We start from the raw sequence: 12,645 nt of genomic DNA on the forward strand, positions 1-12,645 counted from the left end.
AAGGGGGAAATGCGCTTTTAGAGACTACTTCGTTTATAATTTTTTAGTCTAAAAGAGCGTGTAAAAAATGATTTCTCATTTTTTCACACGCCCTCAGACTGTAGACAAAGTGATGTTTGACCATTAGGTCAGGCACCACTTTTCTGTTACGTTTACTTTATTCAGTAAATTTTCAACTCTAAACATAAATAACAGCGATTTTTTATTTCTCATTACCAGTATTTTAGCTAGCTTTTTCAGGTTCATGCATACAAAAGTAAGCCCGGCTTTCATTTCCATCCGTACTTTTCCTATGTACTGAGTATATCGAAAACCATGAGGTTCTTTCGCTGTTCCAAAGATTCGTTCTGTCGTTTCTTTTCGTTTCTGATAAATCTCTTTATTTCCCAGTGCATGACGGATATCCTCTGTCTTCTCTATATATCTTTCCCATACATGTTGTGTTAGCGGCTTCACATGTTCTTTGCTTTCTGTACATTTAGATTTCTGGGGACAATTACAACAAATATATCCATGGCTTTTGTATTTACGATAGCCATCCCGATTTGTTGTGCTATAAGAAAGTGCCTGATTTTCAGGGCAAAGATAGCAGTCATAATACTCGTCATAAACGTATTCATGCTTTCTGAAATAGCCTTCTTTTGTCATCGGGCGCTTATATGGAAACAAGGGTTCATTTTCATCTGATAGCAGCCTTCTGGCAATCACCGGTATCCTGCATCTGCAATAATCATAGAAGCATTTCTTGTCATTATAAAAACACCGCCCTTCTGATATCATTATATCAGAAAAGCGGTTCGAACAATAGTAAAACTACACAAAAGCGGGGCCTTTGTCTATAGTCTGACAGGAAACCTACACGGTTTCCTGCGAATAAATTGCGCGCATTTGCGCGGCAGGAAACAGTGATGAGTAAGGCGCAAGAGAGTTACATACATTAGAAAGATTTTCAGCATATCCGTCTAATAGATTATCTTTCATACTCATCAAAGAGCCTGAAATACTGATTGCCCCTACAGGATATCCAGTGGAATCCCGGATCGGGACAGCGACACATTTAACACCTATAGATTCCTCCTCTACATCAATGGAGTAGCCATGATTTCGGATTCTCTTAAGTTCCTCAGATAATTCATCGTGAGTGGTAATGGTGTTTGGTGTAAATTTTTGCAGTGGCCACGTGTCATAAATCTGCTCGATTTCTTCGGATGGAAGATAGGCAAGCATGGCCTTGCCGCAACCGGTGCAGTACATGGGAAGTGTTTTTCCTATGACAGAGTAATTGATGTTTCGGATGGAAGGATACATAGCTTCAAGGTAAAGTACCCGGCCGTTTATGTGCGTAGTCAGGTAAATAATTTCACTTGTCTTTGTTTGAAGCTCTTCCAAAACTGGTCGTGCGTAGTGCACAATCTGCAAAGAAGAGCTTAAATTATAACTTAATTCCATTAGTTTATAACCGAGCTGGTAGTTTTGCTCGCCAGGTGTACGGATTAATAATCCCCCATGTTCTAGTGTTCGAATTAGATTCAGGGTTGTGCTTTTGGGCAGCTCCAGTTGCTGACTGATTTTAGTCAGAGATAACCGAGGTTGTGACCGGGTAAAACAATCCAAAATGCGTAGGGCTTTCACAACTGATCCAACATAATTGTTTGATGAGATACGTTTGTCCTTTTTCATATGCTACCTATATGAGATTTGTAAAAGCAAATCTTCCCCTTTCAGTGATTTATTAAAACATATTCGAAAATAATATTATTGTTTCAGTATTACTAAATATAGGTTATATTATACTTCAAACTGAATTGCTAGTCAATATTGTAAATACGTAATGTTATAGTCAGTATTACTAGATTTTAACAAAATAAATTGTTGAAAATTGTTCTATTGACAAAAAAATATTGCTGCTGTAATATAAAAACATAGAAAAATAAAAGTGAATCAAGTTCAGTAATGATGAACTAAAAACAAAAAAGGAGGAAGAAAGATGAAAAAACTGTATGGAGTTATTACTGCTATGACGACGCCGTTTGATGAAAATGGAAAAGTTGATCTGGAAGCAGTTCGAGATCAGACAAATTTCCTGATTGAAAAAGGCGTTCATTGTCTGTATCCGTGCGGAACCACAGGGGAGATGTACTCCATGTCTCCGGAAGAAAGAGAACAGATTGCAGAAACCGTAGTAAAAACTGCCGGACATCGTGTGACAGTGTTTATCCATGTGGGGGCAATGAAGCAAGAAGAGACAATTCGACTGGCACAGCATGCTGTAAAAATCGGAGCGGATGGCGTAGGAGTTGTAACACCGAGTTATTTTACGGTAAACGAACAGGCTATGGTGAAATATTATCAGGAAGTATGTTCGACATTGCCGGAGGATTTTCCGGTGTATGTATATGTAATTCCGCAGCTTGCACACAATGATATTACACCTGAAACAATGGAAAAAATTTGTGCAGTATGCCCGAATGTGGTGGGAGTAAAATACAGCTATGCAGATGTGAACAGAATGTTGCAATATACCAGAGTTAAAAGTGGAGAATTTTCTGTTGTATTTGGCCCGGATCATATGTTCCTTCCAGCGCTGGTTTCTGGCTGTGACGGTACGGTTTCCGGTTGTTCTGGCCCGATGCCGGAGTTATTTGTAGAAGTATATGAACAGTATCTTGCAGGAAATCTGGAAGCAGCACAGGAAGCGCAAAAGAAAGCGACAGAACTTTGCTGGTTAATGAAATGCGGCGCAGATATGTCGATTTTTAAAACAATTCTTACTTATCGAGGAGTAAATGGTGGACATATGAAGAAGCCCTTGTTGGATTTATCGGAAGAAGAACAGAAAAAACTGTTGTCTCAGATAAAAGCATACCTGTAGCATAAGGAGGTAAATCATGAAAAAGATTATAAATCGGCCGGAAGATTATACGGATGATATGTTGAGAGGAATTTATGCTGCTCATAGTGATTTGGTCCGGTACGTAGAAAATGATCTGCGTTGTTATTGTACCGCAAAGAAAAAGAAAGGAAAAGTTGCCATTGTTACGGGTGGAGGCACAGGGCATCTCCCGCTGTTTCTTGGCTATGTGGGAGAGGGATTGCTGGATGGCTGTGGTGTGGGAAGCGTATTCCAGTCGCCGTCTGCTGAGCAGATCTACAACATTAGTAAAGAAGTAGATGCTGGAGCAGGAATTTTATATATCTATGGAAATTATACAGGGGATATCATGAATTTTGATATTGCGGCGGAAATGTGCGAAATGGATGGAATACAAGTAAAGTCCATTGTAGGCGCAGACGATGTGAATTCGGCTTCATCGGAAAATGCAGGAGCAAGGCGTGGAGTTGCTGGAATTTTCTTTATGTATAAATGTGCTGGGGCAAAAGCGGCGAAAGGCGGCACACTGGAAGAAGTACTGGAGGCGGCTGAAAAAGCAAAAGAAAATATCAGAACGGTGGGCTTTTCATTGACTCCGTGTGTAATTCCTGAACTGGGAAAGTCCAATTTTACACTGGGTGAGAATGAAATGGCAATGGGAATGGGAATTCATGGAGAGCCTGGAGTTTGGAATGGCCCCATTCTCACGGCAGACGAGTTGGCAGAAGAATCTCTGGATACCATTTTGAAAGACATGCCGGTGGAAAGCGGAGAAGAAGTGGCTATTCTGGTGAATGGTCTGGGAGCAACGAGCCTGGAAGAACTTTACATTTTAAGCGGCTCTATAAGTAAAAAACTGGAAGCAAAAAAAATTGCAATCTATCGTACATTCGTAGGAGAATATGCGACTTCCATGGAAATGGCAGGGGCCTCTGTTAGTTTGATGCGATTGGATGAAGAGCAGAAAAGACTTTTAGATGCTCCGGCATATACGCCGTTTTATAATCAGAAGGGGTGATAAGATGAAATACATAGCTCGTGAAGCGGTCGGCGCATTGTTTGGCAGTGTTCAGAAAATTATGGAAGAACATGCGGAAGAATTGTGTAACATGGACGCAAAGATGGGAGATGGAGACCTGGGATTGACTATGAAAAAAGGGTTTTCTGTATTGCCCGGGATAATTGATGATATGGAGGAAAAAGATATCGGAAAATGTCTGATGAAAGCGGGAATGAAAATGGCGTCAACAGTGCCCTCTACGATGGGAACTCTTATGGCTTCTGGAATTATGAATGGTGGGAAGGCAATTACAGGATCAGATAAAATAGGAACCCAGCAGTTTGTGTCTTATCTGACAGGATTTGCAGAAGGAATTGCGAAAAGAGGAAAATGCAAACAGGGAGATCGTACGGTATTGGATGCGGTGTTGCCAGCGGCTCAGAAAGCGAAAACATTTTTAGAGCTTCATCCAACGGCATCTCTCAAAGAAGTATGTGATGCAGCGCTAAAGGGAGCTAGGGATGGAGCGGAATCAACGAAAAATATGGCTCCTAAATTTGGAAAAGCGGTGGTATTTTCTGAACGGGCGTCAGGGGTAATAGATCAGGGTGCGTATACAGGAGTATTGATGATTCAGGGATACAAAAACTATATGGATTCTTTGTGATACTTTGTAGGTAGAAAGGAAGGGCGTGAGATAGAATGAACATTAAAAAAGTAAAGACTTATATTATAAAAGCACCGATTGAATCACCATTTTATTTTTCGCAGGGTTTTGTATATGACAGATGTTCCGTCATCGTAGAAGTGGTGTGCGATGATGACGAAAGCGGTTTTGGAGAGTGCCTGTGTCATGGAATGCAGCCTCCTCAGATTTCAGCTGCATTTGTGGAAAACTTTATCGCACCCCGCGTTGTGGGTCGTGACATTTATGATGTGGAGGTTCTGTGGGAAGAACTGTATAATTTGTCCCGTCCATTCGGCCAGCAGGGAATTGCGGTAAACGCGTTGAGCGGATTTGATATCGCACTTTGGGATGCGATTGGAAAGCATCTGGGAAAACCGGTAAGTAAACTGATTGGAGGAACTTTCCGTACTTCGTTGAAGGCTTATGCTACAGGGTTCCATCGGCGGGAAGGAAAGAAATATCCGGAGGATGCGATTGCAGAGGCACATAGACATATTGAGAACGGATTCAAAGCTATGAAGCTGAAAGCAGGCTTTGGAGTAGAAAAAGATATTGTTTATATTCGGGCGATCCGTGAAGCAATTGGATTTGATGTGATGCTGATGGCGGATTTCAACAGTGCCTATTCTCAGGCAGAGGCCCGAAGAATTCTGTATAACCTGGAGCCGGAGAGGCTGGAGTTTTTTGAAGAACTATTGGCACCTGAGGACATAGCCGGGTATACAGCGATTCGTAATCTTACAGCTTCTTATGTCACCGCAGGGGAACAGACCTTTGGAAAGATGGCGTTCAAGGAATGGCTGTCGAGAGGGGCGCTAGATATTTATCAGCCAGATCTGTGTAGCAGTGGAGGCTTTACTGAATGCAAGAAAATTGCGGCTCTGTGCCAGGCTTATAATACGATGCTGATTCCGCATGTATGGGGTTCCGGAATCGGACTTGCAGCATCGCTACAGTTTCTTGCTACGCTCCCTGCGACGCCCTTGCGTCATATTCCGACAGAACCGCTGCTTGAATTTGATCAGGCCAGCCATCCGTTTAAAATGGATTTGATTTATGGCGCAATCAAGCTGGAGGACGGTTATGTGAAGGTTCCGGATGCACCGGGAATCGGCGTGGAAGTAAACAGAGAGATAATTCAGAAATTTTGTGTAAATCATTGATGCATGGAGAATACAGGGAAAATCGAAAGATAAGGAGAACGTATATGAAAATGAAAAAATTTTGGGTAATGATGTTATGTGGTGTAATGTTGGTTTCTGCTGCAGCTTGTACAAAAAGTACTTCCGGTTCTGTTGAAACAGATACAGCGGATACGAGCAAAGAGGCAACTGAGAATGCGGGGAAAACGGTAGTTTTGAGATTTGCAAATTGTCAGACATCTGGTCATCCGTGGATTTCGTCAATTGATGAATTTAGTGCGCTTGCGGAGGAGTATTCAAATGGTCGTCTGAAAATTGAGCAGTATTCAGATTCTACGCTCGGTTCAGAAACAGAATTAATGGATCAGGTGGTTGCCGGAACCTTGGACATGTGCGTTATCGATCCTTCTGTAGGAGCGAGCTATAGTAATAAACTGGAATTATTTGCGCTTCCATTCCTGTTTCAGGATAAAGAACAATGGAAAAAGGCATTAACAGGAGAAGCGGGTAAAGAATATGCGAATTTGATTGAAGAAGAAACCGAATTAAAGATTCTCGCTTATTGGGGTGGTTCCACCAGAAATGTACTGAGCGCAAAAGAGGCTGTTACAGATGTATCTCAGCTGAAGGGGTATAAGCTCAGATTGACGGCTTCAGAATTGAAATTCAATGTATGGGAAGCAGTAGGTTGTCTTCCAGTAGAGGTTGCAATTGGTGAAACATATTCAGCACTTTCCAGTAATCTTTGCGATGGAATGGAAAATGAGATGCCTGCATTCCTGTCATTTAAATTTTATGAAGTGGCTCCATATTTGACAAAAACAGAACACGAAATTACAGTACGCCCGGTATTTATTAATGAAGATGTATTTAATGGATTGGATACAGAATTACAGGATGCGCTTGTAAAAGCTATGGACGAGACAACTCCGCATGAATGGCAGGCGGAAGAGGACTACTGCAAAGAAGCTGAGACAACGATGATAAATGATTTTGGATTACAGGAATTTGAAATTGATAAGGAGCCGATTATCAAAGCAGTACAGCCGGTGTTTGCAGAATTTGGTGAAAAGAATGGCCTGACAGAGGTTATTCAGATGATTCAGGGACTGTAACAGGAAAGGAAGGGGAAATTATGACAAAAATCTCCGAAGTTCTGGGCAAGGTTATCGAAAGTATATTGTATTTTTTTATGATAATTCTTGTTTCAGCGACATTTCTTCAGGTATTTTGCCGATTCGTTGTAAAGACACCGATTAGTTGGAGTCAGGAGTTGGTGAAGCTGTGCTTTATCTGGATTATTTTTCTGGGGGCAGCCATTGCTGTACGAGAGCAGACGCATCTTACAATGGATATTATTGTCCCACATTTACCAGGTGGGGCACAAAAGATGATAAGAGGCGGCATTTATATTATGTCCGTGGTTTGCGCGCTTTTTATGCTGTATGGTGGCATTGGATTCTGTATCCAATGCTCTGCAAAAAAAATGATGACTCTGCCTTTGCCGGCAGATGCGCAATATATTGCAATGCCCATATCGGCCGGTTTGATGATTTGGTATTTGATAGAAAAAGCATGGTTATCTCTGACTCATAGAAAGGAGGGGGCTTAAATGAATATCGTGCCAATTGTGAGCTTATTTGTCATTATGGTTGTGCTGATGCTTTTGGGACTTCCACTTGCCTATTCACTTTTTATTTCGTCAGTTTTTGTGGCAGCATCATGGACTAGTTTACCGTTTCTGCAGTTAGTGCAAAAAATGTTTGCGGGAGTTGATTCTTTTGTACTTACGGCAATTCCGTTTTTCTTACTTGCGGGAAATATTATGAATTCAGGAAAGATTACAGATAAACTGTTGAATTTGGCAACTGTTCTGGTAGGACATTTGCGGGGAGGACTGGCGCATATCAATGTTCTGGTTAGTCTGTTCTTTGGTGGCGTTTCAGGTTCTGCGGTGGCAGATACTTCAGGAATTGGTTCTATTTTAATCCCGGCGATGCAAGAAAGAGGATATCCGCAGTCATTTACAGTAGCTGTGACGGCTACCTCGTCTGTATTGGGGCAGATTATACCGCCCAGTATGATCATGATTATTTACGCTTCGGCAAGTGGGGCGAGTGTGCAGGCATTGTTTGTTGCGGGGATCATTCCGGGGATTCTGCTTGCACTGGCTATGATGGCTGTTTCCTGGTGCTATGCAGTAAAATATGATTATCCTCGTGAGGAAAAAAGAGTTTTAAGGATTTTTTCATAGCACTGAAAGAATCTATTTTGGTTCTGATTATGCCGATTATCATCATCGGCGGAGTGTTGTCCGGCATTTGTACTGCGACAGAAAGCGCAGTGGTTGCGGTTGTATACAGTTTATTTTTAACATTGTTTGTGGAAAAAACTCTGCGTTTTAAAGAACTGAAATTGATTTTTATTCAGACGGCAAAAGGAACGGCAACTGCTCTGATATGTATTGCATCTGCCAATGTTTTTGGCTATATTATGGCATATTTCAAAGTGAGTAGTCTGGTACAACAGCTGCTTACCAATATGCATATGGCACCATGGCAGTTTACTCTGTTTTGCATTGCAGTCTTTTTCATTCTGGGTTGTTTTATGGATTCTACTCCAGCTATCTATATCTTCGTACCGATTATCGCACCCGCAGGTCTGGCGCTTGGAATGAATCCGGTACATCTTGGCATTATTATTTGTCTGACTCTTGCAATTGGAATGGTGACACCCCCATATGGTCTTTGCTTGTTGTTGGGATGTCAGATATCAGGTATTGCACCGCAGGATACCTTTAGAGATGTGGGGATTATGTTGCTGGCGGTAATGACTACTTTACTGATTATCTGCATGATTCCAGATTTGATTCTCTGGCTTCCGAGATTAGTTGTGCCAAATGCAGTCGGGTAGAAAAAGTATATTTGGGAATATTCACGAGGATTAATTTTTAATCCTCGTGAATATTCCCATTTCCCATTTTCCGCTGCCAGGTGCCGGGCAGAAGAATCATGTGCCCGGCTTTCAGAGAAGCGGGAACGTCGATGATATTCTGATTGGCAGAGCCGCGGAAGAGGAGCGAGGCGTCCTTTTCCTCCTCTATAAATTTCCCGTCCACCAGGACGTCGAGGAAGGAGAGAAGCTCCCGGACCGTGTCAGGGTTGCCCACCGCTCCGGTCAGCAGATCCTGTTCAAAGGAAAAGCCGGTGTAACACCAGAGATTCTTTTCCGGAAAGCGTTCCTTGAACCGGCGGGCCAGGGTCAGCAGCCCTTCCTGATTTTCCGGCTCGAAGGGTTCGCCGCCCAGAAAAGAGAGCCCGGCCACATAGTCAGGGGCGAGAGCCGCCAGAATCTCGTCCATCACGGCGTCCGTAAAGGGCTGACCAAAGGAAAAATCCCAGGCTTCCCGGTTGAAGCAGTTCCGGCAATGGTGGCGGCAGCCGCTGACAAAGAGGGATACGCGGACCCCTGGACCGTTGGCGATATCATTTTTCTTAATGGTTGCGTAATTCATAGTTCAGACTCCTACAAATGCAGAACACGCTCCTTGATTTCCTGAGTTCTGCCCTGATTCCAGAACTGAGTCCCGATATAGCCGCAGGTGCGGCGGGCCACGTTCAGCTTATTCTGGTCAGTATTGCCGCAGTTGGGGCAGGTCCAGATGAGCTTGCCGTGCTCGTCTTCCTTGATCTCAATCTCTCCGTCATAGCCGCATACCTGGCAGTAGTCGCTCTTGGTATTCAGCTCCGCGTACATGATATTATTGTAAATAAATTTCATGACGGACAGGACAGCCTCCAGATTATTCTGCATGTTCGGAACCTCCACATAGGAGATAGCGCCGCCCGGTGACAGCGCCTGGAACTTGGATTCCAGCGCCAGCTTGTCAAAGGCGTCGATCTTCTCGGTCACATGTACGTGATAGCTGTTCGTAATGTAGTTGCGATCCGTTACACCCTTTACGATACCGAAACGCTTCTGCAGACATTTGGCAAACTTGTAGGTGGTGCTTTCCAGCGGAGTACCGTACAGGGAGTAGTCGATATTTTCAGCTGCTTTCCATTTGGCCGTGTACTCGTTGAGTTTTTTCATAATCTCCAGGCCCAGTTCCTCGCCCTCCGGTTCGGTCAGTTTCTTGCCGTTCAGGCTGTATACACACTCCCAAAGGCCTGCGTAGCCCAGGGACAGAGTAGAATAACCGCCGTGGAGATATTTGTCGATGGTTTCGCCCTTCTCCAGACGGAGCAGAGCGCCGTGCTGCCAGAGAATCGGAGCCGCGTCGGATACGGTACCGCTCAGACGCTCGTGACGGCACTGGAGGGCACGATGACAGAGCTCCATGCGCTCGTCAAAGATCTCCCAGAACCGGTTCATGTCGCCGCCGGCAGAAAGTCCGATATCCACCAGGTTGACGGTGACAACGCCCTGATTAAAGCGGCCGTAGTACTTTGGCTTGCCGTTCTCATCCACATAGGGGGTCAGGAAGCTGCGGCAGCCCATGCAGGTGTAGCAGTGGCCCTCGCCGTTCTTGTCCACTTTGTTCTGGAACATGATTTTCTCGGAAATATAATCCGGAACCATGCGCTTGGCGGTACATTTGGCAGCCAGCTTCGTCAGATAGTAGTAGGGGTCCTCGTCGTGGATGTTGTCATCCTCCAGCACGTAGATCAGCTTCGGGAAGGCCGGGGTGATCCAGACGCCCTTTTCATTTTTCACGCCCTGATAACGCTGGCGCAGAGTCTCTTCTATAATAAGAGCCAGATCCTTCTTTTCCTGTTCGTTCTTTGCCTCGTTCAGATACATGAAGACGGTGACGAAAGGAGCCTGTCCGTTGGTGGTCATCAGCGTTACGACCTGATACTGAATCATCTGTACGCCGTTTTTAACCTCTTCCCGCAGACGCTTCTCGGTAATGAAATCGATCTCCTCCTGGGTCACAGCCTCGCGGATGGAGTGTAGCTCATCGGCCACCTGACGGCGGATCTTCTTCCGGCTGATATCCACGAAGGGAGCCAGATGGGTCAGGGAAATACTCTGGCCGCCGTACTGACAGGAAGCCACCTGGGCAATGATCTGTGTGGCGATGTTGCAGGCAGTGGAGAAGCTGTGGGGCTTCTCGATAAGAGTACCGCTGATAACGGTACCATTCTGCAGCATATCCTCCAGATTGACCAGATCACAGTTGTGCATATGCTGGGCAAAATAATCCGCGTCGTGGAAATGGATGATGCCCTCCTGATGGGCCTCCACGATATCCGGCGGAAGCAGAATACGGCGGGTGATATCCTTACTGACCTCGCCTGCCATATAGTCGCGCTGTACGCTGTTGACAGTGGGGTTCTTATTGGAATTCTCCTGCTTGACTTCCTCATTATTACATTCAATCAGGCTTAAGATCTGCTCGTCCGTGGTGTTGGACTTCCGCACCAGGGCGCGGGTATAGCGGTAGGTGATGTACTGTCTCGCCACGTCAAAGGCGCGCTGATTCATGATTTGATCCTCGACCATATCCTGAATCTCCTCCACACTTAAGGAACGCTTGATATTCAGCGCCGCGCTTTCCACATCCTCGGCGATTCGCCTAATCTGAACCGGCGTCATCCGGGCACTGGGAACCACGCTGTCATTGGCCTTGGAGACCGCGATTATGATCTTATGGGGGTCAAATTCTACCTCCGCTCCGCTTCGTTTGATGATTTTCATGTGCTACACTCCCTCTATGATAAAAATTGTTCTTTCGTCAGTAACAAGCTTATTGTAACAAGATATAGTAGTGGTGTCAATGCTGATTTACTATATATTGTTGTATACATGCGTGAAAATATGCAGGAATTTCTTGTTATTTACACATTCTTTCTGGAAATAACAGAAAGTTTGTGGTATGATGCAAGAGCATAAAGGGATTGTGAAAAAAGAAAACTGACAAAAGGAGACAAAGGCAGAAAATGAGGTTTGCCTATGAGATAAAAAATGGCTGCGCGGTGGTGCGCCGCTGTTATGACTTTGGAAAGGAAGCGGAAATTCCGTCAGAGATCGACGGTTGTCCGGTGACGGAACTGGGTGCGTATGCCTTTTCCGCGCATCTTGGCCGGGAGCGGTTCGCTCTGGAGTTGAAAAGCAAAGCTGTAAAAATATGGAATTTTGAAACGAAAGAGCAGGAAGCAAAAGAGCCGTCACCGGAAGCAGCCCCGGAGCTTCAGGGCATACAGGTGGAACGGGTCAGCCTGCCGGAGGGGCTTCGGAAAATAGGCGCGTATGCCTTCTATAATTGTAACGCACTATCGGAGCTGCATTTCCACAGTAGCCTGAAGGATTTGGGGGCGGGGCTGTTTACTGGCTGCCATCATCTGGGGCAGCTGACGGTGAAGCTGGACGGGACAGAGACTTCCTGCCTGAAGGAGATTCTGATCGAGGTGCCGGAGAAAATGGCCGTGACCGTGGAGGGACAGTTTCGGGCGAAGCTCCTGTTCCCGGAATTTTTCGAGGAGAGCGTGGAGAATACCCCGGCCCGCATCCTGATGACCCATATGCACGGCAGCGGCATGAATTTCCGCAACAGCTTTTATATGAAGAAACTGGATTTCCGGGCCTACGACGCCTGCTACTACATGGCGAAGGCGGAAGAAGATTTTGATACGGTATTGGAAATGACCATGGACCGGCTTCAGTACCCGGTGGGTCTGTCGGAGGATCGCCGGGAGGATTATGAGAGCTGGCTTAACGGACATCTTGTGCAGGCCTTTGAAAAGGCAGTGGAGCATCGGGATCTGGACATGCTCATGTGGCTGACCGAACATGGAAAACCGGATGATGGCCTGCTTTCACAGACGGCCATCGCGGCGGCGGACGGATTTCCGGAGGGCGTGGCGTATCTGCAGGATCGACTGGGCGCTTCAGGGCATACAAAAAAACAGTCGTTCCTGGATCGGTTTGAGCTGTAGGA

The 12,645-nt window shown here is 45.1% G+C and carries 10 protein-coding genes and 2 pseudogenes; 8 read left to right on the top strand and 4 right to left on the bottom strand.

Annotated features, from left to right (window positions below; genetic code table 11):
- Positions 1-123: 123 nt before the first annotated feature.
- Both OCV63_RS14250 and OCV63_RS14255 read right to left on the bottom strand, forming a co-directional pair.
- Positions 124-717: pseudogene (locus tag OCV63_RS14250) on the bottom strand (transposase); the annotation flags it as partial.
- A 138-nt stretch (positions 718-855) separates the two neighbouring features.
- Complete coding sequence (locus OCV63_RS14255) at positions 856-1,680, bottom strand: IclR family transcriptional regulator (protein ID WP_158364947.1); 825 nt, start codon at positions 1,678-1,680, stop codon at positions 856-858.
- 307 nt (positions 1,681-1,987) lie between these two features.
- Here OCV63_RS14255 and OCV63_RS14260 point away from each other — a divergent pair, with 307 nt between their 5' ends.
- The 7 genes and pseudogenes from OCV63_RS14260 to OCV63_RS17565 all read left to right on the top strand — a co-directional run bounded on the left by OCV63_RS14260 (position 1,988) and on the right by OCV63_RS17565 (position 8,615).
- Complete coding sequence (locus tag OCV63_RS14260) at positions 1,988-2,872, top strand: dihydrodipicolinate synthase family protein (protein WP_158364949.1); 885 nt, start codon at positions 1,988-1,990, stop codon at positions 2,870-2,872.
- Between the two features lie 16 nt (positions 2,873-2,888).
- A complete protein-coding gene (locus OCV63_RS14265; protein ID WP_158364951.1) occupies positions 2,889-3,890 on the top strand; it encodes a dihydroxyacetone kinase subunit DhaK in 1,002 nt (333 codons plus the stop codon).
- Positions 3,891-3,894: 4 nt separating this feature from the next.
- Entirely contained in the window at positions 3,895-4,539 is a 645-nt protein-coding gene (locus tag OCV63_RS14270; protein ID WP_158364953.1) for a dihydroxyacetone kinase subunit L, read from the top strand.
- 35 nt (positions 4,540-4,574) lie between these two features.
- A complete protein-coding gene (locus OCV63_RS14275; RefSeq protein ID WP_158364955.1) occupies positions 4,575-5,723 on the top strand; it encodes a mandelate racemase/muconate lactonizing enzyme family protein in 1,149 nt (382 codons plus the stop codon).
- 44 nt (positions 5,724-5,767) lie between these two features.
- Positions 5,768-6,817 (top strand): TRAP transporter substrate-binding protein, encoded by a 1,050-nt coding sequence (locus OCV63_RS14280; protein ID WP_262670886.1) that lies wholly within the window; start codon positions 5,768-5,770, stop codon positions 6,815-6,817.
- Between the two features lie 20 nt (positions 6,818-6,837).
- Positions 6,838-7,314 carry a TRAP transporter small permease gene (locus OCV63_RS14285; protein WP_158364959.1) on the top strand — a complete coding sequence of 159 codons (477 nt, stop codon included), beginning with the start codon at positions 6,838-6,840 and terminating at the stop codon, positions 7,312-7,314.
- A gap of 48 nt (positions 7,315-7,362) precedes the next feature.
- Positions 7,363-8,615, top strand: a pseudogene (locus tag OCV63_RS17565) (TRAP transporter large permease).
- 37 nt (positions 8,616-8,652) lie between these two features.
- On the opposite strand, the gene nrdG reads toward OCV63_RS17565, so the two are convergent.
- Positions 8,653-9,216: an anaerobic ribonucleoside-triphosphate reductase activating protein gene (gene nrdG, locus OCV63_RS14300; RefSeq protein ID WP_158364965.1), complete on the bottom strand. Its 564-nt coding sequence runs from the start codon at positions 9,214-9,216 to the stop codon at positions 8,653-8,655.
- A gap of 11 nt (positions 9,217-9,227) precedes the next feature.
- Positions 9,228-11,405, bottom strand: a complete 2,178-nt coding sequence (gene nrdD / locus OCV63_RS14305; RefSeq protein WP_158364967.1) for an anaerobic ribonucleoside-triphosphate reductase — start codon at positions 11,403-11,405, stop codon at positions 9,228-9,230.
- A gap of 242 nt (positions 11,406-11,647) precedes the next feature.
- Here nrdD and OCV63_RS14310 point away from each other — a divergent pair, with 242 nt between their 5' ends.
- Positions 11,648-12,643, top strand: a complete 996-nt coding sequence (locus OCV63_RS14310) for a leucine-rich repeat protein (RefSeq protein WP_158364969.1) — start codon at positions 11,648-11,650, stop codon at positions 12,641-12,643.
- Positions 12,644-12,645 lie beyond the last annotated feature (2 nt).

The organism is Laedolimicola ammoniilytica, assembly GCF_025567165.1.
Lineage (GTDB): Bacteria > Bacillota > Clostridia > Lachnospirales > Lachnospiraceae > Laedolimicola > Laedolimicola ammoniilytica.